Here is a 22267-nt window from a genome sequence, read left to right on the forward strand (position 1 = left end):
CAGATTCAACATCCAGCGCGTCATCGGCGAATCCGGTACGCGGGCACTGGATTTCGTCACCCATCAGTCCGAACTGTACTCCGCACTGGCACGGGTGTATGCGACCCAGCTGTTCACCGAGCGGGTGCGCCGCGAGTTCATCGCCGAACGGCGCGGGGAGAGCACTCCGAAGCCCGCCAAAGCGGCGATCTCGGCGGACTACGCGCCCTGGGTCGCGGCCTACCGGGAACGCACCCTGGTCAAGGTCGCGGCGGCGGAGACCTTGGAAGCGGTCGCGGCCACATGCCGTCGCCTGTGCGGGTTCCAGGGTGTGCTCCACGCGAACCGGTTGTCCGTGTTCGAGGACATGGCGCGGTCGTTCCACGCCGCGGGGGGTGACAGCCGCCTGCTGCTCCTGGAAGCCGGAAAGCAGCTACTCGGCGCCGACGCGGGAGTGCCTTCGCTGCCGGGTGCCCTGGGCACCGGGATCGGCGACGCCCGCTCCGCACTCCGGCTCGTGTCGCGGCACGAGCGCATGCTGACCGGCGAGCTGGCCGCGCGGGTGGAGCGAGCCGGTGGCGCCGGCCGGCTGGACGTACACGGCTGGAATCCCCACCTGCCGCAACTGGAGGAGCTCGCCAGGGTGCACATCACGCGCCGCATCCTGGAGGAGTTCGACGAGGCGATCGCCTCGGGCGAGGATTCATGGCGCGAGGCGATGGACGCGGTGCGCTGCCTGTACGGAATCGACGTGCTGCTGAAGTCGGCGGCGTGGCACCTCAACCACGGCTCGCTGCGTCCAGGCGATCTGGATGTGCTGCGCTACGCCCACACCAATGCGGTGGGCCGGGTCGGTCGCTCGCTCGACAGTCTGCTGGACGGGCTCGCCGTGCCACCCGGCCGCGTCGGCGGTTTCATCGGGCGTACGGACTACGTGAGCAGGGTCGCGTCCCTGCTCCAGTGACACCGGGATCACCAGCCACACTGTGTGCCATGAGCGAAGCCCGACCACCCGCCGCGCTGACCATCGCAGGCTCCGACTCCGGTGGTGCCGCCGGCCTGCAGGCCGACCTGCGGACCTTCCTGACCTGCGGGGTACACGGCCTGGTCGCCGTCACCGCCGTGACCGTGCAGAACACGCTGGGCGTCCACGACCGCAGCGACATCCCGGCCCACATCGTCGCGGGGCAGATCGAAGCCGTCGCCGCCGACATGGGGCTGCAGGCGGCCAAAACCGGGATGCTCGCGTCGGCGGAGATCATCGAGGCGGTGGCGCTGGCGTGCGACAAGGCCGGCGTCGGCCGGGACGCCGAAGTGCCGTTCGTGGTCGATCCGGTGGCCGCGTCCATGCACGGCCACCCGCTGTTCGACGGCAGGGGGCTCGCCGCGCTGCGTGAGGAACTGCTGCCACGCGCCACCGTGCTGACCCCGAACCTGGACGAGGTGCGCCTGCTCACCGGGATCGAGGTCACCGACCGGGCGCTGATGCGCGAGGCCGCGGTCGCACTGCATGCGCTCGGGCCGCGGTACGTGCTGGTCAAGAGTGGCCACCTGGTCGAGGACCCCGAATGCGTGGACCTGCTCTACGACGGCGAGACGTTCACCGAGCTGCCCGGTCCGCGGTTCGCGACGCCGCACACGCACGGCGCCGGTGACGCGATGGCCTCGGCGCTCACCGCGGGGCTCGCCAGGGGCATGCCGGTGGCCGATGCCGCCCGGTTCGGCAAGTGGTTCGTGCGCAACGCGGTCGAGAACTCCTATCCGATGGGCGCCAAGGTCGGACCAGTATCAGCATTCTGGCGACTCGCCCCTGAACGTCACCCATAAGATGCGCCGGTGACCTCGCGCGAACGTCTACAACGGTTGGTCGAGAACCAGCGCTTCCAGAACTTCATCATCGCGATGATCATCTTCAACGCCGGAACGCTCGCGCTGGAGACGTCGCGGGGCATGGTCGACTCCTACGGCACACTGCTGCACACGCTCGACTACATCGCTCTCGCGATCTTCGTGTTCGAGCTGCTCGCGAAGGTCTACGTCTACCGCGGCGACTTCTTCCGCGACCCGTGGAACATCTTCGACAGCGTGGTGGTGGGTATCGCACTGGTGCCTGCCACGGGCCCGTTCGCGGTACTGCGGGCGCTGCGAATTCTGCGGGTGCTGCGCCTGGTGTCGCTGGTGCCGTCCATGCGCAAGGTGGTCGCGGGGCTGCTGGCGGCCATCCCCGGCATGGCGTCGATCGCCGCGCTGCTCGGGCTGATCATCTTCGTGGCCAGTGTGATGGCCACGAAGCTGTTCGGCGGCATCGCACCCGAGGACTTCGGTGACCTGGGCACATCGCTGTTCACGCTGTTCCAGGTGATGACCGGTGAGTCGTGGCCGGACATCGCCCAGGGCATCATGGAACAGGCGCCGCTGGCGTGGATCTTCTTCATCGTCTACATCCTCGTGTCGAGCTTCGCGGTGCTGAACCTGTTCATCGCCGTCGTGGTGAGTGCGATGGAGGACCAGCTGCGCGACGAGATCCGCGAGGAAGAACAACGACAGGCAGCCGAGCAGGCAGCGGCCAACGCGGAGATCCTCACCGAACTGCGCGCGCTGCGGGCCGAGGTCGCCCAACTACGCGAGCGCCAACTAGACCCGAGTTAGGTCCCCAAGGGAACTTCAACTGCCCTTTCGCTCCGGCTCGTCGTCGAGCAGCGCCTCCAGGACGGGCAGCGCGGCGGCGAGCGCGTCGCGGTGTTCCGGTGACAGGCGGTCAATGCGCTTGCTCAGCTCGTGGATGCGCGTGGAACGCAGGCCGGAGAGCATGCGCTCGCCCTCCTCGGTCACGGTGGCCAGCCAGGCACGCCGGTCAGCCGGATCCGGTTCCCTGCGCACGTACCCGGCATCGACGAGCGCGGCGACGATACGCGACATCGTCGCCGCCGCGACGCCCTCCTTCGCGGCAAGGTCGCCGAGCCGGAGCTGGCCGTACGCGGACAACGTCGCCAGCGCCGAGATCGAGCCGTGGCCGGGGCCGGGGGTGCCGGCCTGGCGCAACGATCGCGACAACCGGCCGATGGCGAGAAACAGCCTGCCGGGTACGTCCTGCGACGACCTGCTCACCTAGCGCTCCTTCGCGTACGCGCCGAAAATTGCCGTTCACGATACGTGGCGGCAGGCGGTGGTCAGCGTGGTGGGCTGGACGCCTGCGCCCAGAAGCGTTGCGGAACACGCCCCGCCTGCCGCGCCAGCCTGCCCGCGATCACCGCCGAGCGCATGGCGTAGGCCATTCGCTCGGGGTCCTGTGCCCGGGTGACCGCCGTCGACAGCAGCACGGCAGCACAGCCCAGCTCCATGGCCAGCGTAGCGTCGGACGCGGTGCCGATCCCGGCGTCGAGGATGATCGGCACGCTCGCACGGGCCACGATCAGCTCGATGTTGTGCGGGTTGCGGATGCCGAGCCCGGTACCGATCGGCGCGCCGAGTGGCATGACCGCGGCACACCCCGCCTCCTCGAGGCGTAGCGCCAGCACCGGGTCGTCGTTCGTGTAGGCGAACACCGTGAATCCGTCGGCGACGAGCCGTTCGGCGGCCTCCAGGGTCTCGACCGGGTCGGGCAGCAGCGTCCGGTCGTCGGCGTGCACCTCGAGCTTGATCAGGTCGGTGTCCAGCGCCTCGCGGGCGAGCTGCGCGGTGAGCACGGCCTCCGCGGCGCTGCGACAGCCCGCGGTGTTGGGCAGCAGGGTGATGCCGAGCCGCCGCAGCAGCTCCAGCACCCCGGAACCGCCCTCGGCGTCGGCACGCCGCAGGGCGACGGTGGTCAGCTCGGTCCCCGACGCCACCAGCGCCCGCTCCAGCACACTGAGGTTGGCGGCCCCACCGGTGCCGATGATCAGCCGCGAGCTCAGCTTGTGGCCGTCGATGACGAGCTGGTCACCGGATTCGTCGATCATCGCTACCCTCCTTGCACTGCGGTGAGGATTTCCAGCCGAGCGCCGTCCAACACAACGACCTCGCCCCAGCGCGCCCGCCGCACCACCTCGCCGTCGAGCGCCACCGCGACGCCCCGCTGGGCGGTACCGAGTACGGCGAGCAGGTCGGCGACCGTGCTGCCATCGGGAAACTCCCGCTCGTTCCCGTTGACCTGTATCCGCATCAGACTCGTTCCTCACGGCGAACTCGACTCGGGTGGGCTGCGGCGACTCCGGGTGGTGGTGGCGCACCGGCGAGCCAGGCCAGCACCGCGTCAGCCGTGACAGGGGCGAGCAGCAACCCGTTGCGGTGGTGACCCGTTGCCGCGAACAGCCCGTCGGCGAGCTCACCGAGGTAGGGCAGGTTGTCCGCGCTCGCGGCACGCAGCCCGGCCGCGGTCTCGGTGAGCTCGTACTCGGCGATCGCCGGGAAGATCCGCTCGGCGCCCTCCAGCAGCTCGCGAACCCCGCGCGCGGTCACCGTGGTGTCGAATCCGGCCTCGTACTGCGTGGCGCCGAGCACCAGCTCCCCGTCCTGCCGCGGCACCAGGTACACGGGCCTGCCCTCGACGACGGCGCGCACGGTGCGGTGCGGCGGCGGAAGGGTCGTGCGACGGGCGCGCAGCCGCAGGATCTCGCCCTTGAGCGGGCGGACCGCACCGGCCAGTTCAGGCGCGAGGCCCGCGCTCCACGCACCGGCGGCCAGCACCACCGCGTCGGCCCGGTGCACAGCACCTGCCGTATGGACCGACCCGGGCGCGAGCTCGACAACCTCCTCGCGGACGAACTCGGCACCATGCCGGCGGGCGGCCCCGACCAGTGCGTTCAGCAGCCTGCGGTTGTCGACAGCCAGGTCGCCGGGCACGAGCAGGCCGCCACGCACGGCACCGGCCAGGCCCGCCTCGGCACGGCGGAGTTCGCGACCGGTCACGAAGCTCGCCTCGCGCCCCAGCTCACGCAGGTACCCGGCGTGGATCTCCAACTGCTCGGCATCGGCGCGGTCGAACGCGGCAACGATCGTGCCAGCGCGGGAGAGGCCAGGATCGGCACCGGCCGCGCTCAGCTCGGCGGCGAACGCAGGCCAGCGGCGCAGCGACTCCTCGCCCAGTTCGAGTACCGCTTCGTCGCCGGGCCAGGCCTCGGTGACCGGTGCGAGCATCCCGCCGGCCACCCATGAGGCTCCGCCGCGGGCGGGATTGGGGTCGAACACGGTGACGGCGTGCCCAGCGGCCGCGAGCCGCCAGGCCACGGCAAGGCCGATCACACCGGCGCCGATCACGGCGACAGTGGGCTCAGCGGTCATGACTATCACGCTCCCTGCGCCGGCATGATCCGGATCAGGTTCCACGGTCGGAGCGGCGGCTCCCTCTCAGCCCGTGCCTCGGGCTCCCGTGCGGACGCCACCACGGTACAGGGCCGTACTACGGTGACGCCATGCCAGGCCTCACCGGTGACCAGATCAGGCAACGCCTCGCCGACGCGCGGCTGTACCTGTGTACCGACGCCCGCGGCGGCCGCGGCGATCTCGCCGAGTTCGCCGACGCTGCACTGGCGGGTGGTGTCGACATCGTGCAACTGCGGGACAAGACCGGCGGCGCGCCACTGGAAGCCAAGCACGAGATCGCCGCACTGGAAGTGCTCGCCGAGGCGTGCGCACGGCACGGCGCGCTGCTGTCGGTCAACGATCGCGCCGATATGGCGCTCGCGGTCGAGGCCGATGTGCTGCATCTCGGCCAGGACGACCTGCCGGTGTCCGTGGCGAGGCGCGTCCTCGGTGACGCTCCGGTGATCGGGCGTTCAACCCATTCGCTGGCGCAGGCGCGCGCGGCCGCCGCGGAGCCTGGTGTGGACTACTTCTGCGTCGGTCCCTGCTGGCCGACGCCGACGAAGCCCGGACGCGAAGCACCCGGGCTTCAGCTCATCAGCGCGGTCGCCACCGGTATCGGCACGGCCAGGCCCTGGTTCGCCATCGGCGGCATCGACGCGGTACGCCTGCCCGAGGTCCTCAGCGCAGGTGCCCAGCGTGCGGTAGTGGTCAGGGCGATCACCGAGGCCGAGAACCCGCGTGCGGCCGCGGCCACCCTGCGTGCGGGACTCACGGCCGCGCGCTCGGCGTGACCTCATCGCCGGCGCCGGTTGTCGGGCTCGGCTCCGATGTCGGTGCCACGCTCGTGGTCTCGCTCGGCCGCGACGACTCGGACGTCGGCTGCTGTTCCGCGCTGCCGGTCGGCGCGGTCGTCTCCGGCGGCACGCTCGTCTCGGTGGTGGTGGCCGGCGGCGCGGTGGGCTGGTCCTGCTGCTGAGCCGGCGTCGACGGCTGCTGCGTCGGCTGCTCCTGGTCACCTGGCTGGTTCAGCCGGTCGCCGACCAGCTCGCCGACTGTGCTGGCCCCCTGCCCGGACAACGAGCTGCCACTCACGAGCTCGAACCCGGTCACGACGAACATGCCGATCACGAATGCCGCGACGCTCGTGGCGAGCACCAACGGCCAGCGGCGGCGCCACCATGTACGTTGCCCGGCGGCTGGGGTGTCCGGCTTCGCCAGGTACACCGTCTTGTCTTTGTCCTCGCCAGGCACCGGCAACCGCACCGTCGGCTGCTCGCTCACCGACAGTGCCGGTCCGGTTCTCGTCTGTCCTGCCCTGGTATCGGTGATGGCGACGGCGAGCGCCTTGGCCTTCTTTGTCGCCGCCTTCGTCGTTTGCAGTGAACGCAGGTAGATCTCGCTGCCCACAGTGGTCACCACACTGACCACACCCGCGCCGAGCACGGTGCCGTAAACCCCCAGGAACGACCCGAGAAACGCCGCGGTGACGGCAGCCAGCGCGGCCGCGATCACCTGTGCGGGCCTGAGACCGGACTTCTCCGACTTCTCTTCCGTATCGTTCTGCTTCTCCTCAGCCATGATTCCGATCGCTCGCGCAGGTTCTCCTGTCTCCAGGCCCTCAACGAACCGAACGCGCCAATCGCTCCCCGTGTCGCCAAGAGTGAGCACTGCCACGATGTCCACAGTGGACCTTGAAAAAGGGCGTCGAAAACGGCCAAACGGCACATACCCACAACGCGAGCGGATCGGAATGGCCGATGCAGGGCAGCATCACATGGACGACTCCGCCCTCCACCACCATCCCCTGGCCGAGGATGGTGGTGGCCGGCGACCCGCGCCCAGCCGAAGCGTCACGGCCTGGTCAGCGTGGTGACGAACTTGTAGCGGTCGCCACGGTAGATGGAACGCACGAACTCGACAGGCTTGCCGTCGGTCGCGAAGGAATGCCGGGACAACAGCAGCACCGGCATACCGACGTCCGCACCAAGCAGCTCGGCCTCCTGCGGGCCGGCGAGGGAGGTCTCGATTGTCTCCTCCGCACGGTCCAGTTCGATTCCGTACCGCTCACGCAGCGCTTCGTAGAGTGAGCCACCTTCGGTGATGTGCTTACGCATCCCGCGGAAACGGGCCAGCGGAAGGTGCGTTGTCTCCAGCGCCATAGGCTCACCGTCGGCGAGCCGCAACCGCTTGAGTTTGAGCACCTTCGCGCCGGTGCGAATACCGAGCAGTTTCGGTAACTCACCTTCCGCAACGATTTCCTCGACTTCCAGTAGCCGCGAGGACGGCTCGCGGCCCTGCGCCCGCATGTCCTCAGTGTACGAGGACAGTTGCAACCGCTGGGCGACCTTGGGCTCGGCGGCGAACGTACCCTTACCCTGCACGCGATGCAGCCTGCCCTCGGCCGTCAGATCGGCGAGCGCCTGGCGGACCGTCGTGCGCGACACGTTGAAGTCGCCGGCAAGTGCCCGCTCCGTGGGAATGGGTGAACCGGCCGGCAATGCTTCGAGCAGATCGAGCAGATGCTGCTTGAGCGCCCAGTACTTCGGCTCGCGCTGGCCACGTGTGCCGGATACCGAACCCGACGTACCCCCGGAAACCGCCTCCAACATGACCGACTCCTTCATTACACGCAATACTGCTTCACCTGCAACGCTACCCTTCGCACACCGCGTTGAACCTGTCTAGTATTGGTCTAGACCTTAACTTGGTGACGAGAGGACCATGGTGATAGAGGGCAAAGCGGGCCGGAGTATGACGGCCGAGATCGCGGAACAGCCCGACATCCTGTCCGGACTCCTCGAACAGCGTGCCGCCATCGCCGAGGTGGCCCGTGCCATCGCCCGCCGGCCGCCCCGGTTCGTCCTGCTGGCGGCTCGCGGTTCCAGCGACCACGCGGCGCTCTACGCCAAATATCTGATCGAAGTCCTCCTCGGCCTGCCATCCGGTCTCGTGTCGGCATCGACGACGACCCTCTACGGCGCCGAGCCGGACCTGCGGGACGTGCTGCTGCTCTCGGTGAGTCAGAGCGGCGGCTCCCCCGACCTGGTCGAGGTCACCGAGGCCGCGGGCAGGCGCGGCGCCCGCACCATCGCCGTCACGAACACGCCGTCCTCACCGCTGTGCTCGGTGGCCGAACTCGCCGTCGACATCCGTGCCGGCACCGAACACGCGGTTGCGGCGACCAAGACCTACACGGCCACACTTCTCGCGCTCTACTTGCTCGTCGACGCGGTCCGCGGCGGTGAAGGGCGGGAGGTGCACGCCATCGGTGAACTCGCGCGGCGCACCCTGGAGGGCACGGACAGCGGAGTGGCTCGCGCGGTCGACCGGTACCGCTTCGCCAGCCGGGTCATCGCGGCCGCGCGGGGCTACTCCTACGCCACCGCGCTGGAGGCGTCGTTGAAACTCGCCGAGACGAGCTACCTGGCCACCCGGGCCTACAGCGGGGCTGACCTGCTGCACGGCCCGGTGGCCGCGATCGACGAGGAGACGGCGGTGCTGGCTGTGACCAGCGCGGGCAAGGGTGGTGCGGCCATGCGAGAGGTGCTCGGCGCTGTCTCCGAGCGCGGCGCCGACGTCCTCACGATCGGCTCGGCAGCCGCCGGCATGCCGGGCGCGGTGCGCATCGACGTGCCGGAGACGGCCGAGGAGGTCGCGCCAATCCTGGAGGTGCTACCAGTGCAGCGGATCGCGCTGGGGCTGGCGCTGGCCAGGGGTGGCGATCCGGACGCCCCGCGCGGCCTGCGGAAGGTGACGAAGACCCGATGAGCTACGTCGTCGGAGTGGATGCCGGTGGGACGGCGACGCGCGCCATGGCGATGGCCGCTGACGGCACGCAGCTCGGCGCCGGTCTCGCCGGTGGGGCCAATCCGAATTCGGTGCCGCCGGAGGAGGCAGCCGGCGCCATGACCGCGGCCATCGCGGCGGCACTGGACGGTCTGGACCCGGCGGGGTTACGGGCGTGCGTGGTCGGCATGGCCGGCACGAGCAAGCTCACCGACCCCGCCATTGCGGAGATGTTCGAGCGCGCCTGGCGACGCGCGGGGTTGCCGGTGACCCCGGAGGTGGTCTCCGATGCCGTGACCGCCTTCGCCGCGGCGACCCCGGAACCGGACGGCACCGTGCTCATCGCCGGCACCGGCTCGATCGCGGGCCGCATCCGCGGCAGGCGGATGGTGGCGGTGGCAGGCGGCTACGGCTGGCTGCTCGGCGACGAGGGCTCCGGCTTCTGGATCGGCAGGGAGGCCGTGCGCGCCGCCCTCGACGTGCTCAGCCGCGGCGGGCAGCCCGGCCCGCTCGCCGGCTCGGTGCTGGCCGAAGCCGGGGTGGACCCTGGCGAACCACGCGCGTTCCACCGCCTCATCGCTGCGGCGAACGGCGACCTGCCGGTGCGGCTGGCCCGGTTCGCGCCGCTGGTCAGCACAGCAGCCGTGGCCGGCGATCCGGTGGCCTGCGCCATTGTCGAGGACGCGGCCCGGCTACTGGTCGACACCGCGCTCGCGGCGCGGGAGCCGGGCGAGCGCAGCCCGGTCGTCCTCGTCGGCAGTGTCCTCGGGCAGGGGAGCCCTGTCGGCAGGCGCGTTCGTGCTGGTCTGGCCGGCCTCGACGTGCTCGCCAGTTCCGACGGGGTGCTCGGTGCGGCCTGGTTGGCCGCGGTCGCGGCCTTCGGCGAACACGTATCTCACCCGAAGCGAGTACCGTAGAACTCGGCCCCCGGACCTCCCCCTCGCCGGGGGCCGTCCCACGCCATCACGCGCGGTCGGCTCGTGGGTGCCGCAGGCCCGGGTGGTCGGCGGGCAGCGTGCGGTGGAGCACCCAGCCGCTGACAGCCAGCGTCAACGCGATCAGCGGCCACGACAGCACCGTGCGCGCGACCCCGAGAGCAAGCACCTCACCTGCCCACCACAGCGATCCGTACACGAGCACACGCAGGGTGTACTGCAGGAACACCCACACCCAGCTCGCCCGCGAATACGCACGCAGCAGGTCTGGATCAGCGCGCCAGCGGGTCTTCTGCCCGAGAGCGAACCCCACCACCACGCCCAGTAGCGGCCACCGCACGACGATGCTCGCGGCCCAGGCCAGTGCACTGGCCACATTGGTCAGCAGCTGAATGAGGAAGAAGTCCTCGGCCCGCCCGGTGTAGAGGGCGATGAGTGCCGCAACGACGACCGCCGCCAGGCTGACCACCACGGCCCTGGCCTTGTCTCCGCGGAGCAACCGGAACGCGCAGACGCCTGCACTCAGGGCGATCGCGGTGGCCGCACCCCAGCCGATCGAGGAGCCGCTGACGAGCCAGCCGACGACGAACGCGGCGGGCGGCAGACTCGCGTCCAGTGCGCCCTTCCGCCCACCGAGCAGGCTCGCCAGTGACTCCCGGGCCGGGGTCGTCTCCCCTGTCGCGCTCTCCTGCTCTGTCACGTGTCCAGAGTGCCTCAAACGCGAAAGTTAGGTCCCCCTTGGCTGGTTAGGTTCACCACACCGCAGGGCACGATCTGGTAATTCGGCTGCGCGGACGACCGGAGGGGAAGAAACTATGACATCCGATCAAACCGGCGGTGACAGGGATTGCGCGGACGCCTTCGGTTGTTGATCGAGTCGGCAGGGATTCACAGGGCGCTGGGCGGAGGGGACCTCGTGACCGGATACAACAGCTATGTCGCAATCGGGGACAGCTTCACTGAGGGCCTGAACGACCCCTTGCCCGACGGCACCTTCCGCGGCTGGGCGGACCGGCTCGCGGAGATCCTCGCCGACGGAAGCCCCGAGTTCGCCTACGCCAACCTCGCCATCCGCGGCAAGCTGCTCGCCGAGATCATGACCGAACAGCTGCCGGTCGCACTCGACGTCAGACCCGATCTGGTCACCGTCTGTGCCGGCGGCAACGACATCATGGTTCCCGGAGCGGACGTCGATGCCGTCGCCACCGCCTTCGACGAGGGAATCGCCGCACTGCGGCAGGCCGGCATCGAGGTGGTCATCTTCACCGGGCCGGACACCAAGCAGATGTCGTTGATGAGCATCCTCCGTAGCAAGGTCGGCATCTACAACGCCCACCTGTGGGCCATCGGGGAGCGGCACGGCGCCAAGGTCGTCGACATGTGGGCCATGGAGCCGCTGCACGACCCCCGCGCCTGGAGCGACGACCGCGTGCACTTCACGCCGGAAGGCCACCGCCGGATCGCCCTGCGCACCGCCGAGGTGCTGGGGGTGCCCACCGCCGAGGACTGGCGCGAGCCGTGGCCGGAGACCGCCGAGCACCCGACGTGGCTGACGCTGCGCAGGTCCGACCTCGAATGGACGCGGATGCACCTGCTGCCTTGGATCCGCCGTCATCTGCGGGGCGAGTCGATGGGCGACGGGGTGCTGCCGAAACGGCCACGGCTGGCACCGCTGGCCGAGCGGTCAACGAGCCACGCCCTGGCCAAACGCAGCGAGAACTAGAGGTCGCGCAGATAGGGGTCTCGGCTGAATTTCGGGGACACCCCGGACCCCGAGGCGTGGCGGCGATCCAAGTGGCAGCGTCTTGCGGGACACAGCGCCGCCTGGGCGCCGCCCGCCCGAACGTTCCCCCTCTGCGTGACCTCCAGGGCGGATCAGCTGGTTCGCGCGGCGCCTGAGGCGCCCTTACAGTCGAATCCATGTCCGGTAACCGCGGCCGGTTGTGGCTGGTACCGCTCGTACTGCTGGTGACAGGCATGCTCGCGTTCGCGGCGACCTGGACGGGTGTGGACCGGATCGAGTCCGACCTGCTCGCCAGGACCCGGTCCGCACTCGCCGGTACGGGACTGCCTGTCGATGGCGTCAGCTTCAACGGGCGGGACGCGACCATGTACGGCGTCCCGCTGGCACAGACCGAGTGGGCGGCCGAGGTCGTCCGCGGTGTCGAGGGGGTACGGGCAGTCGCCGTCGTTTCCGCGGAGCCCACGGCGGAGCAGGACTCGCCCCAGGACGTGCCGCAACGACTGCAAAGCGAGCTCGACAGCCTGCTGGCCGGCAGGCCCATCACCTTTCAACCGAACAGCGCCGTACTCACCCAGCAGGGTTCGGCGGCGGTGTCCGCGGTCGGCGAACTTCTCGCCGGTACGCCCACCGGCGTCACGTTCGAGGTCGGCGGGCATGTCGCGCGCATCGGCGGCGGAGACCCGCGGACCGCACGCCTGCTGTCCGAGCAGCGCGCCGATGCGGTTGCGCGGCAACTGATCGCCTCGGGTATCGCCAACGACCGGGTGACCTCGGTAGGTTACGGCGATACGCGTCCCCTGACCCCGGACGGCGACACCAGTGTGGACCGGCGGGTGGAGATCACCGTGCGGTAGTCAGGGGAGCAGACGAATGCTGTGGTTGTTCGGGCAGATCTGGTTGTGGTTGATCATCTCGTTCGCGCTCGGCGCAGGCCTCACCGCGCTGGTGCTGACCAGCGCCCGGCGCCCCGGCACAGCCGGCAGCGCACCACCGGCACCGACTGCTGTACCGCCTCCGGTGGCGGCGGAGGAAAGCCTGTACTTCCCGGCAGCGGGAGCTGCGTTCGCGTTCACCCAGCAGGAGGAATCCCGCCCGCCAAGGCACGTGAACGAGCAGGAAACCTTACCGTCTCGGCGAGAATGGCATGCTCGCAACGAATGGCCGGATGAGCAGGATCTGCGCGAAGAAGAGGGTGGGCGCCACCGCCGAGGTGGCTGACCTGGTGCCGACCGGCTGCTGATAGGTTCGCTCCACCCGCTCATACGGCAGGTAGGTAAGGAACGTGGATGCCGCTCCCGCACTGGACCTCGGACAACGTTCTGCCTCCAGGGCGGCACCCCGCAGACCTCTCTGACATCTACGAGCGGTTCGTGTGGGACGCCCCGCACCGCAATGAGCGGGAGATCCTTTTCAGTGCGCTCAGTGGTTACCTGGGTGTCGTGTGCCGGCTGGTCCCGTCCGGCCGCGCGTGGGTCGGCGGTGGCATCACGCTGCGCACCGAGCATGTGCCCGGTGACGTGGACGTGGTACTGGTCCCTGACGACTGGGGCAGCCTCAAGCGCCTCGGCGGGCCCGCACGCGACGCACTGTGCGGCATGTTGACGCTGCGCGGCGTGATCGCCGAACAACCGGCGATGTACCTGGAACAAGTGCAGCCGGTTGGCGGCCTGCTCGACGGTTTCCTGTGCCATCCCGGCGACGAGGAGGTGTGGGCGCAACTATGGGCCCACAACCCGGTGGACGGCACGGTCAAAGGCTTCGCAGAGGTGACGTGGTGAGCTTCCGGCAGATCGCCGAGAACATTCCCGGTGGTACCTGGCTCGACGATCTGGCGAGAGCGTCGGCAATGGCCGCGTACGCCAAGTTCGAGCGGACCTCGCGCTCACCACTGCTGCGCGTTTCACTGCTGGGTCCCTCGCAGCTCGACGCGTACACCTTCTCCGACATCAGCAAGGCACTGCAGGACGCGACCGCCAAGATCGGCCACATCGTCCGCAACCCGCAGGGCGAGATCACCTACGTGCAGCCGGCGGACCGCGAGAAGGCGCCACTGATCCAGCGCGGGCAGGCAGGCAACGCGATGTTCTTCGGGTTCCCCGAAACGGCGGCGCCGGACGCACTCATCAACGACGGCATCGAGACGCTGTCGGAGCGAGCTGTCAAGGAGCTGTGCGACTTCTTGCCTGCCAACGGTTCCGACGACGGCGCGCTCGACGCGGTACTGCTCCAGCGCGACACCGTGCGCAATGCGGTGAGCGACATCGTCAACGCCGTGATGAAGACATCCAGCCTCGGGCTGGCGCTGACGACCACCGCCGGCGAGGAGGTCATGCGCAGCATGACCGTCGAGCAGGCGCGGGTGCTGCAGGGCAGCCTGCGCGAGTCACGCGAGGACGTCGGCTACGAGACGGTGACCGGCAGGCTCGACGGTGTGCGCACGCGGCGGCGCATCTTCTACCTCGAACGCGAAACGGGCAGCACGATCCAGGGCGCTGTGGCGCCCGACCTGCTCGACGAGATCAAGCTGAACCTGGACCGCCCCGTGACGGCTCGGCTGCGGGTGGTACGGACGACAACGATCGACGGCCGCCGCGGCCGCCCGGTGTACGAACTGCTGGAGATCCACTCGGAGACGAGTCTGTTCGACTGACACGAATACGGCCCCGTGCCATCAGTCCCGATTCTGATGGCGCGGAGCCGTACTCGGTAGAACTCATCGCCGTCGCCGACAGCACGCGAGGCTCACCCCGAGCAAGAAGTCGCCCGCTCGCTGTGACAACGACTACCTCCATCGGCAACGCGAGGAGGTGGCGACACAGTAACAGGCTGCGCAGAGGCGACTACAACCGCCCCCACACAGTCTGCTACCAGTCGATCACCCGCGGATCAGCGACTGACCGGGGTGAAGTCCCTGCTGGCGATGAACGTCGGCCGCGGCCTGCCGGCCGCGTACGGCTCGCCCAGCGTGTTCTCCACGCTGTTGAACACCAGGAAGATGTTCGACCGCGGGTACGGCGTGATGTTGTTGCCGGACCCGTGCATGATGTTGGAGTCGAAGAACAACGCCGACCCGGCGGCTCCGGTGAACTGGTCGATGCCGCATTCGGTGGCGAGCCGGGTGATGTCGTCCTCGCTGGGCACCCCGATCTCCTGCTCCCGCAACGAGTCCTTGTAGTGGTCGTCCGGTGTCTCGCCGACGCATTGCACGAAGGTGCGCTGCGAGCCGGGCATGACCATCAGGCCGCCGTTGAACGGGTAGTTGTCGGTCAGCGCGATCGAGCAGCTCACCGCACGCGGTTTCGGCATCCCGTCCTCGGCATGCCAGGTCTCGAAGTCGGAGTGCCAGTAGAACCCGGTGCCCCGGAAGCCAGGCATGTAGTTGACCCGGCTCTGGTGGATGGACACCTCGGAGCCCAGTATCTGCCTTGCCCTGTCAAGGATCCGCGGATCCCGAACCAGCTCGCTGATCAGCTCGCTGATCTTGTGCACCTCGAAGATCGACCGGACCTCGCCGGCCTGCTTCTCGGTGATGACGCGCTCGTCGGTCTTGAGTCCCGAGTCCGACGAGAGCCGCACGAGTTCCTGCCAGTAGCCCTGTACCTCCGCAGGCGAGAGCAATCCCTCGATGATCGTGTAGCCCTTGGTGTCGTGCGAGGCGAGCTGGGCCGCATCGAGCGGACCGTCGTGCTCACCGCCCCACACTGTCGGGTCCGTTCTGTCGAGCAGTTTCGCCTTGCCGGTGATGCGGGTTGGATAGGTGTCCTCGATCCGGCTCTCTGCCAGGGTCACGTGACTCGCCTCCTACCGAGTACTGGATTCGTTCGTCCGCGAGTGGTTCGGCGTCAGTTCGTCAGGTCGTCAGACTTCTTCCACGACGAGCGGGTACACCCCGTTCTCGTCGTGCACCTCCCTGCCGGTGACCGGTGGGTTGAACACGCACACCGTGCGCATTTCGGTCTTCGGCCGCACCTGGTGCTTGTCGTGATTGTTGAGCAGATACAAGGAACCCGGCCTCAGCTGGAAGGTCTCGCCGGTGTCCTTGTTGGTGATTTCGCCCTCGCCCTCGACTACGAAGACCGCCTCGATGTGGTTGGCATACCAGAAATCGTTGACGGTGCCCGCGTACAGCGTCGTTTCGTGTACCGAGAAGCCGGCTTGCTCCTTGGCAAGGACGATACGCTTGCTCCGCCAGTTCGGCGTCTTGATGTCGGCGTCGGTATCGGTGATCTCGTCGAGGCTACGGACGATCAAAGTGTTCCCCTTTCTCGTTTTTTCACTGGTCGTCAGCGCGACAGCACGGACTGGACCGAGTCCGTGATGATCTCGAGCCCCTGCTCGATCTCGGCATCGGTGGTCGTGAGCGCGGGCAGCAGCTTGACCACCTCGCCGTCGGGACCGGAGGTCTCCATCAGCAGGCCGCGGTCGAACGCCGCGGCGCAGACCTTCCCGGCCATCTCGCCGCTGGGGAACTCCAGACCACGCGCCAGGCCACGACCCTTGGCCGTGAGGTTCGCGTCGGGGTGGCGTTCGACGAGCCCGCCGAACACGGCGGCGACCCGCTCACCCTTGGTCTTCGTGGACTTCTCGAGTTCGACGTCGCGCCAGTAGGTGCGCAGCGCTTCGGTGGCGGTGACGAAGGCGGGATTGATGCCGCGGAAGGTGCCGTTGTGCTCACCGGGTGCCCACACGTCCAGATCGGGACGGATCAGCGTGATGGCCATCGGCAGCCCGTAGCCGCCGATCGACTTCGAGAGGCAGATCATGTCGGGCTCGATGCCCGCCTCCTCGAAGCTGAAGAACGGACCGGTCCGACCGCAGCCCATCTGCACATCGTCGAGGATGAGCAGAATGCCGTGCCGCTTGCACAGCTCGGAAAGGCCCTGCAGCCATTCGGTGCGGGCGACATTGATGCCACCCTCGCCCTGCACTGTCTCGACGATCACCGCGGCGGGTTCGTTGAGCCCGCTGCCGGAGTCCTCGAGCAGTCGCTCGAAGTAAAGGAAGTCGGGGTAGGCGCCGTCGAAGTACCGGTCGTAAGGCATCGGGGTGGCGTGCACCAGCGGGATGCCGGCACCACCACGTTTCATGGAGTTACCGGTCACCGACAGCGCACCCAGCGTCATGCCGTGGAATGCGTTGGTGAAGTTGATGACCGACTCCTTGCCGGTCACCTTGCGCGCCAGCTTGAGCGCGGCCTCGACCGCGTTGGCCCCGCCGGGCCCAGGGAAGATCACCTTGTAGTTCAGCGAGCGTGGCTTCAGGATCACCTCGTTGAAGGTCTCCAGGAAGTCCCGCTTGGCCACCGTGAACATGTCGAGGGCGTGCGTCACCCCGTCGCGGGCGATGTAGTCGAGCAGCGCCTGCTTCAGCACGGGGTTGTTGTGGCCGTAGTTGAGCGCACCGGCCCCGGCGAAGAAGTCGAGGTAGGCCTTGCCGTCCTCGGCGTAGAGCCAGCTGCCCTGTGCACGATCGAACACGGTCGGCCAGCCGCGACTATAGCTGCGAACCTCGGATTCGAGCGTTTCGAAGATGGTCACTTTGCTCTATCTCCTGGATTTATCGGGTGAATTACCGGGCAATACGCACCGGCTATCACCCGGAGTGGCTTTGGGGGCGCACGAGCGGGCCGATACGGAACAACTCCTCCGGCTCGTGCTCATCGGGAAATTGGTCGGCAGCAAATATTTCCGACCGCTCCAGCGACGCATTCCATCTCTTGGCAAAGGACTCGAACAGCCGGTGGGATGCCTCGTTGTCCGGCGTGATGGTCGTGTCCAGGTACCGCACGCCCTGTCTCACCAGGCGACCGAACAAGGCGTCCAACATCTTGCCTGCCAGGCCACGGCCACGCTGCGCATCGTCGACAGCAACCTGCCATACGAGGGCGGCCTCGGGCGCACCGGGTCTGCGATAACCGATGACGAACCCTGCAACATTTCCGCCCACCCGAGCGACGACAGACGTGTCAGCGAAATCATGACACCACAGCAGATACGCGTACGACGAGTTCAGATCCAGCTTTTGTGAATCACGCGCTATTCGCCAGAGGGCCGCACCGTCATCCCTCGACGGCGATTCGATCACCACCTGGGCTGCCGATTCATTGTCGCCGTTGGCACGCATTGAGTGCTTTCCGGACATATTCATGCAACGTAACAGAGTGCGTTACAGCGCTCAGCCCAAGGCCCATCACACAGGCTGGCTACCTGCAACAACACAGAAACACATGTGATAATGCAGACAAAAATATACCGATCAAGCTGCCGAGTGTGCTATGCGCAGGCAGCGCCCTCCGCCGCTGATCTCCGCAGCGGTCTGCCTAGCACGGTAGTGGCAGGAGCCGCCGCGCGCGAGAGGTCGATCACATCGGAGTTCGCGATCCAGGTGTTCGCCGAGAACGGAACCGCTTGCCGCGGCGTGCCGCGCCCGACCACGCTGACCGGATGGATCTTGGCTTCGGCGGTGAGGTGACCGATTTCTACCACCGGTACCGGCGTGGTTATCCGCCTGCCGTTATCGAGCACCTGATGAGTGCATTCGAGCTGAACGACCAGGACGTCGTCCTGGACCTGGGCTGCGGAACAGGACAGCTCACGCTGCCGCTGGCGCGGCGGGTTCGCACGACGATCGGTATGGACCCCGAGCCGGACATGCTCACCCGGGCCCGCGTCGCCGCGCGCGAGCAGGGAGTTGCGAACACGACCTGGCTCCTCGGCGGGGACTCCGACCTGCCCTCGCTCGAGGGCCTGCTCGGACCGGGCACGCTCGGTGCCGTCACCATCGCTCAGGCATTGCACTGGATGGACCACGACGCACTGTTCGGCGGACTGGCCCCGCTGCTACGGCCCGGCGGCGGAATCGCGGTCGTCACGAACGGCAGACCGCTGTGGCTGCAGGACACCGGCTGGTCAATGGCACTGCGCGACATGCTGTCCCGCTGGCTGGGCACGGTGGTCAGCCGTCAGTGTGGCACCGATGAGGTGAGCCAGCGGCGGTACAAGGAAAGCCTCACGCGCGCGGGCTTCGCCGTGCGGACGGCGAGCGTGGACTACACCGGCGAGTTGGCTCTGGAGCACATCGTTGGCGGGGTGTACTCGGCGTTGCCGCGCAACAGGCTGCCCAGCCCCGAGCAGCGTCCGGCGTTCGCCGAGCTGATCCGTGAAGCCGTGGAGCCGCACCGTCCGTTCGCCGAGGAGGTCCGGGTACGGCTCATCCTGGCTACGGCCGGGCCTCAATCGCTTGCGGGAGCACCGGTGTAGAAGGCCGTCGTGCGATCGGCTGCTGCCTTGGCCTGAGCAGGATCGGCACCGGCGGCAATGCCGGCCTCGCCCCACCGCTGGCTGCTGACAGTCATGAACTCGATACCGCTTTCGGTCACGGCCCATTTCTCTTCCGGTTCCAGGTGCCGTCCGGAGAGATCCGTCGCGAGCCTCAACAGGCTGATGTCCCAGCCCACACCGCCCGCACCGGGGCCGAACTCCGCCCAATGCTCGTCGCTGGGGACCGTGTGCTCGAGCTCGAATCGCGTCGAGCCCTGCCCGACCGGTGTCAGGCTGACCTCGACCCAGCTCATGCCGCCGTCGTACTCCCAGGTGACGGCGAGATGTTTCGGTGGATCGCACTGTTCGATCGTGCCGCTCGCACTGCCTTCGAGCTGGTACCGGCCACCGAGGCGCAGCTCTCCGGAAACAGGCGAGAACCATCGCCGAAGGCGTTCGGGATTGGTGCAGGCATCCCACACATCGCCGCTGTCGGCGGCATAGGTCTGACTGATGACCACGCTGCGCATCTCACGGGCATCGCGGGTACGCGCGCCGACACGCCGAGACACCGAGTTGAGGTGGTTGATGATGTCGATCATGAGCCTGTCTCCCTCCGCTGACAGCGCGTAACACTATGACAGTCTTAGCTTATATAAGCAAGGACTGCTAGTGCGGAACCCACTCGGCACCAATCCGCGTGACACGGCGCCTGCCCCACTCGCCCAGTGGCGCCAAGGCAGCGTTCAGGGACACGCCGTGCTCTGTCAGCGAGTACTCGACCTTCGGCGGCACCTCACGGTAGACCTCCCGGTGCACGATCTGGTCCTCCTCCAACTCGCGCAACTGCTGGATGAGCACCTTCTCGGAAACGCCGGCCAGGCCGCGCTTGAGCTCGCCGAACCGGCGTGTGCCGTTGTTGTGGAGCTCCCACAGGATGAGCGCCTTCCACTTGCCGCTGACGACGTCCATCGCGGCATCGATACCGCAGAAATAGGGACCCACTTTGCGCGCGCTGGTCACAGCGCCTCCTCTAACTGGTTACCTTTTGGTGTGTACCCTACAAAATAGTCGGTACTTGCCGAATAGACGGTCAGCGGTAACCATTTCCTTGCTACTGAACGTGACGATTTCCAAGGAGTGATCCACGATGGCGGAGTCCTCTCGGACCCCGATCACCGTTCTCGGTCTCGGTGCGATGGGCCGAGCGCTGGCACTGGCTTTCCTGCGCGGTGGCCACCTCACCACGGTGTGGAACCGCACGCCCGGCAAGGACACCGAGGCCGTCGCTGCCGGAGCCACCGGTGCGGCGACAGCCGGCGAGGCGATCCGGGCAGGCGAGCTGATCATCGTCTGCCTGCTGGACGACAAATCCGTGCACGAGGTGCTCGATCCTGTGGTCAACGACCTGGCAGGGCGGGCGGTCGTCAACCTGACCACCACCTCGCCGAACGCCGCGCGCGAGCTGGCCACGTGGGCGAAGGGCCACGGCATCGACTACCTGGACGGCGGGATCATGGCCATCCCGCACATGATCGGGCAGCCCGGGTCCTCCCTGCTGTACAGCGGATCGAGGACGGTTTTCGATGAGCACGCCCCGGCGCTGGAACTACTCGGGTCCGCCGAATACTTCGGTGAGGACGCCGGAATGGCCTCGCTGTACGACTTCGCGTTACTGGGCGGCATGTACATCATGTACGCCGCGTTCTCGCACGGCGCGGCCATGATGCGCGCAGCGGGTGTCTCGGCCACCGAGTACGCGCCGCGGGCGGTGTCCTGGCTCACGGCCATGACGCAGGCATTTCCAGTGCTCGCCGAATACATCGACTCCCCTGGCGACACCGTTGGGCAAACCCTCGACTTCACCAAGAAGGCCCTCGACACCATCGTCCAGGCGAGCCGGGAAGCCGGTGTGGGACTGGAGGTCATCGGTCCGATCAAGGCCCTGGTCGACCGCCAGGTCGCCGACGGTAATGGCGCGATAACCCTCGATGCGATCTTCGAGGGGATCAAGCCCCTCAACGCGTGACCAGCAGGGAATGTCGCCGACCGAGCTGACGTGCGAGGATGAGGCGCATGCCCGAGAAGCTGCACCTCACCGGCGATGCCGATGCCGACCGGCTCCTGTCCGATGACCCGTTCGCCTTGCTCACGGGGATGTTGTTGGACCAGCAGATCGCAATGGAGATCGCGTTCGCGGGGCCGAAGAAGATCGCAGAGCGGATGGGCGAGTTCAGTGTCACCCGGATTGCCGAGACCGATCTCGACGAGTTCGTCGAGCTGTGCGTGCAGAAGCCGGCCATCCATCGCTACGGCGGTTCGATGGCCCGCCGGGTCCACGCGCTGGCGCAGTACATCGTCGAGCACTACGACGGGCGTACCGACGCCATCTGGACCGAGGGCGATCCGGACGGCAAAGAGGTGTTGAAGCGACTCAGGGCGCTGCCGGGCTACGGCGACCAGAAGGCACGGATTTTCCTTGCCCTGCTCGGGAAGCAGCGCGGGGTCGAGCCGACGGGGTGGCGGGAGGCCGCAGGCGCCTACGGCGAGGAGGGCTCCCACCGCTCGATCGCCGACGTCACCGGTCCCGAGTCGCTCGCCGAGGTCCGCAGCTTCAAGAAGGCAGCGAAGGCTGCGGCAAAGGGCTGACGGTCAAGTCGCGTAGCCGGAGGGAGTTTCACCCCTCCGGCTACGCGATAAGGGCAGCTCAGCAGTTCGGGCCGCCGAATGTCTTGCAGAAGGTGACCGGGTTGCCGTATTCCTCGGTGCGCACGATCCGGCCGTTTTTCCAATCGTGGCGGAATACGTACACATTGCGGTAGGAGCGCCCGTCGGCCGTGGTGAAGTCCCCATTGGCCTGCACGAAAGCGGTTCGCCCGCGATCGGTCACGCTGACCCGCACATCGGTGAACCGGATCGTCTCCATGGTGGCGAACACCTGCCCGATGTAACCGGCAACCTGTTCTTTGCCCACGAAGTGAGCCTCGGGTTGCTGCGCGCCGGAGAAAGACAGCGGGATGGTGAGCGTCGCGTCTTTGTCGATTGTTGCGTTGACGGCAGCCACGTCCTTGCGTTCGAGCGCGGCGAGGAACGCGCGGGTGCTCTCCTCGGCGCGCTGCTTCGGTCCAGCGCTCGCAGGCGCCGAGTCGAAACCCATGCCTGCCGCGATGGTCACTGCCAGGGTGGCCGCGATCAGTGCGAAAGAGGTGCGTTTGCGCATGAGACCCATTCCTTTCGATACCAAGTCTCTACTGATACTCGGTATCATACGAGATTGAGTC

The 22267-nt window shown here is 67.8% G+C and carries 28 protein-coding genes and 1 riboswitch; of the genes, 14 read left to right on the plus strand and 14 right to left on the minus strand.

All coding sequences use genetic code 11. The annotated features are described in order from the left end of the window. From ABZ863_RS11210 to ABZ863_RS11220, 3 genes are all read left to right on the plus strand, one after another. A partial coding sequence (locus ABZ863_RS11210; protein WP_358533935.1) for an acyl-CoA dehydrogenase occupies positions 1-943 on the plus strand: 943 nt, incomplete at its 5' end. A 29-nt stretch (positions 944-972) separates the two neighbouring features. Next, the gene (gene thiD / locus ABZ863_RS11215; RefSeq protein ID WP_358533938.1) at positions 973-1806 is read left to right on the plus strand and encodes a bifunctional hydroxymethylpyrimidine kinase/phosphomethylpyrimidine kinase; all 834 of its coding nucleotides are present in this window, start codon (positions 973-975) and stop codon (positions 1804-1806) included. Between the two features lie 9 nt (positions 1807-1815). Beyond that, complete coding sequence (locus tag ABZ863_RS11220) at positions 1816-2628, plus strand: ion transporter (protein WP_358533941.1); 813 nt, start codon at positions 1816-1818, stop codon at positions 2626-2628. Between the two features lie 15 nt (positions 2629-2643). Here the strand turns inward: ABZ863_RS11220 and ABZ863_RS11225 are convergent, their stop codons facing one another. The 4 genes from ABZ863_RS11225 to thiO all read right to left on the minus strand — a co-directional run bounded on the left by ABZ863_RS11225 (position 2644) and on the right by thiO (position 5238). Further along, a complete protein-coding gene (locus ABZ863_RS11225; protein WP_358533942.1) occupies positions 2644-3087 on the minus strand; it encodes a MarR family transcriptional regulator in 444 nt (147 codons plus the stop codon). A 62-nt stretch (positions 3088-3149) separates the two neighbouring features. Next, positions 3150-3917 (minus strand): thiazole synthase, encoded by a 768-nt coding sequence (locus ABZ863_RS11230; RefSeq protein ID WP_358533943.1) that lies wholly within the window; start codon positions 3915-3917, stop codon positions 3150-3152. A gap of 2 nt (positions 3918-3919) precedes the next feature. Continuing rightward, positions 3920-4120, minus strand: a complete 201-nt coding sequence (gene thiS / locus ABZ863_RS11235) for a sulfur carrier protein ThiS (RefSeq protein ID WP_358533944.1) — start codon at positions 4118-4120, stop codon at positions 3920-3922. After that, complete coding sequence (thiO, locus tag ABZ863_RS11240; RefSeq protein WP_358533946.1) at positions 4120-5238, minus strand: glycine oxidase ThiO; 1119 nt, start codon at positions 5236-5238, stop codon at positions 4120-4122. The genes thiS and thiO overlap by 1 nt, the downstream gene beginning before the upstream one ends. Continuing rightward, a riboswitch (TPP riboswitch) is annotated at positions 5233-5338 on the minus strand. It overlaps the preceding gene by 6 nt. 31 nt (positions 5339-5369) lie before the next feature. On the opposite strand from thiO, the gene thiE reads away from it, so the two are divergent. Continuing rightward, a complete protein-coding gene (gene thiE / locus ABZ863_RS11245) occupies positions 5370-6053 on the plus strand; it encodes a thiamine phosphate synthase (protein ID WP_358533948.1) in 684 nt (227 codons plus the stop codon). On the opposite strand, the gene ABZ863_RS11250 is transcribed toward thiE, so the two are convergent. Further along, positions 6031-6840: a hypothetical protein gene (locus ABZ863_RS11250; RefSeq protein ID WP_358533951.1), complete on the minus strand. Its 810-nt coding sequence runs from the start codon at positions 6838-6840 to the stop codon at positions 6031-6033. The genes thiE and ABZ863_RS11250 overlap by 23 nt on opposite strands. 272 nt (positions 6841-7112) lie before the next feature. Then, a complete protein-coding gene (locus tag ABZ863_RS11255) occupies positions 7113-7871 on the minus strand; it encodes a GntR family transcriptional regulator (protein ID WP_358533953.1) in 759 nt (252 codons plus the stop codon). Between the two features lie 142 nt (positions 7872-8013). Between ABZ863_RS11255 and ABZ863_RS11260 the strand changes: the two genes are divergently transcribed. After that, complete coding sequence (locus tag ABZ863_RS11260) at positions 8014-9030, plus strand: SIS domain-containing protein (RefSeq protein WP_358533956.1); 1017 nt, start codon at positions 8014-8016, stop codon at positions 9028-9030. Next, positions 9027-9965, plus strand: a complete 939-nt coding sequence (locus tag ABZ863_RS11265) for a BadF/BadG/BcrA/BcrD ATPase family protein (RefSeq protein ID WP_358533959.1) — start codon at positions 9027-9029, stop codon at positions 9963-9965. Before ABZ863_RS11260 ends, ABZ863_RS11265 begins: the two co-directional genes overlap by 4 nt. A 46-nt stretch (positions 9966-10011) precedes the next feature. Here ABZ863_RS11265 and ABZ863_RS11270 read toward each other — a convergent pair whose 3' ends face one another. Further along, positions 10012-10683, minus strand: a complete 672-nt coding sequence (locus tag ABZ863_RS11270; RefSeq protein WP_358533962.1) for a DUF3159 domain-containing protein — start codon at positions 10681-10683, stop codon at positions 10012-10014. Between the two features lie 216 nt (positions 10684-10899). Here ABZ863_RS11270 and ABZ863_RS11275 point away from each other — a divergent pair, with 216 nt between their 5' ends. The 5 genes from ABZ863_RS11275 (at position 10900) to ABZ863_RS11295 (ending at position 14377) form a co-directional block, all read left to right on the plus strand. Further along, positions 10900-11706, plus strand: coding sequence for an SGNH/GDSL hydrolase family protein (locus ABZ863_RS11275; protein ID WP_358533965.1), 807 nt, complete (start codon positions 10900-10902; stop codon positions 11704-11706). Between the two features lie 197 nt (positions 11707-11903). Then, positions 11904-12581 (plus strand): OmpA family protein, encoded by a 678-nt coding sequence (locus ABZ863_RS11280; protein WP_358533968.1) that lies wholly within the window; start codon positions 11904-11906, stop codon positions 12579-12581. A 16-nt stretch (positions 12582-12597) separates the two neighbouring features. Further along, positions 12598-12945, plus strand: a complete 348-nt coding sequence (locus ABZ863_RS11285; RefSeq protein ID WP_358533971.1) for a hypothetical protein — start codon at positions 12598-12600, stop codon at positions 12943-12945. Positions 12946-13013: 68 nt separating this feature from the next. After that, positions 13014-13505, plus strand: coding sequence for a hypothetical protein (locus tag ABZ863_RS11290; protein ID WP_358533974.1), 492 nt, complete (start codon positions 13014-13016; stop codon positions 13503-13505). Beyond that, positions 13448-14377, plus strand: a complete 930-nt coding sequence (locus tag ABZ863_RS11295) for a hypothetical protein (protein ID WP_358533977.1) — start codon at positions 13448-13450, stop codon at positions 14375-14377. Before ABZ863_RS11290 ends, ABZ863_RS11295 begins: the two co-directional genes overlap by 58 nt. 236 nt (positions 14378-14613) lie before the next feature. Here the strand turns inward: ABZ863_RS11295 and thpD are convergent, their stop codons facing one another. The 4 genes from thpD to ectA form a co-directional block, all read right to left on the minus strand. Further along, positions 14614-15516, minus strand: coding sequence for an ectoine hydroxylase (gene thpD, locus ABZ863_RS11300; protein ID WP_358533980.1), 903 nt, complete (start codon positions 15514-15516; stop codon positions 14614-14616). A gap of 69 nt (positions 15517-15585) precedes the next feature. After that, positions 15586-15978 carry an ectoine synthase gene (locus tag ABZ863_RS11305; protein WP_358533983.1) on the minus strand — a complete coding sequence of 131 codons (393 nt, stop codon included), beginning with the start codon at positions 15976-15978 and terminating at the stop codon, positions 15586-15588. Between the two features lie 32 nt (positions 15979-16010). Further along, the gene (gene ectB / locus ABZ863_RS11310) at positions 16011-17264 is read right to left on the minus strand and encodes a diaminobutyrate--2-oxoglutarate transaminase (RefSeq protein WP_358533986.1); all 1254 of its coding nucleotides are present in this window, start codon (positions 17262-17264) and stop codon (positions 16011-16013) included. Between the two features lie 55 nt (positions 17265-17319). Continuing rightward, positions 17320-17868, minus strand: a complete 549-nt coding sequence (gene ectA, locus ABZ863_RS11315) for a diaminobutyrate acetyltransferase (protein ID WP_358533989.1) — start codon at positions 17866-17868, stop codon at positions 17320-17322. A 302-nt stretch (positions 17869-18170) separates the two neighbouring features. Between ectA and ABZ863_RS11320 the strand changes: the two genes are divergently transcribed. After that, on the plus strand, positions 18171-18986 hold the full coding sequence (locus ABZ863_RS11320; protein ID WP_358533992.1) for a methyltransferase domain-containing protein: 816 nt from the start codon (positions 18171-18173) through the stop codon (positions 18984-18986). On the opposite strand, the gene ABZ863_RS11325 is transcribed toward ABZ863_RS11320, so the two are convergent. Together ABZ863_RS11325 and ABZ863_RS11330 are read right to left on the minus strand one after the other, a co-directional pair. After that, complete coding sequence (locus tag ABZ863_RS11325) at positions 18959-19588, minus strand: SRPBCC family protein (RefSeq protein ID WP_358533995.1); 630 nt, start codon at positions 19586-19588, stop codon at positions 18959-18961. The two genes, ABZ863_RS11320 and ABZ863_RS11325, sit on opposite strands and share 28 nt — an antisense overlap. A 67-nt stretch (positions 19589-19655) precedes the next feature. Beyond that, complete coding sequence (locus ABZ863_RS11330; protein WP_358534383.1) at positions 19656-19958, minus strand: winged helix-turn-helix transcriptional regulator; 303 nt, start codon at positions 19956-19958, stop codon at positions 19656-19658. Between the two features lie 178 nt (positions 19959-20136). Here ABZ863_RS11330 and ABZ863_RS11335 point away from each other — a divergent pair, with 178 nt between their 5' ends. Both ABZ863_RS11335 and ABZ863_RS11340 read left to right on the plus strand, forming a co-directional pair. Further along, positions 20137-21015: an NAD(P)-binding domain-containing protein gene (locus ABZ863_RS11335; RefSeq protein WP_358533998.1), complete on the plus strand. Its 879-nt coding sequence runs from the start codon at positions 20137-20139 to the stop codon at positions 21013-21015. Between the two features lie 47 nt (positions 21016-21062). Then, complete coding sequence (locus ABZ863_RS11340) at positions 21063-21635, plus strand: HhH-GPD-type base excision DNA repair protein (protein ID WP_358534001.1); 573 nt, start codon at positions 21063-21065, stop codon at positions 21633-21635. Positions 21636-21693: 58 nt separating this feature from the next. Here ABZ863_RS11340 and ABZ863_RS11345 read toward each other — a convergent pair whose 3' ends face one another. Further along, entirely contained in the window at positions 21694-22206 is a 513-nt protein-coding gene (locus tag ABZ863_RS11345; RefSeq protein WP_358534004.1) for a nuclear transport factor 2 family protein, read from the minus strand. Positions 22207-22267 lie beyond the last annotated feature (61 nt).

This window comes from Saccharomonospora sp. NPDC046836 (assembly GCF_040645195.1).
GTDB lineage: Bacteria > Actinomycetota > Actinomycetes > Mycobacteriales > Pseudonocardiaceae > Prauserella_A.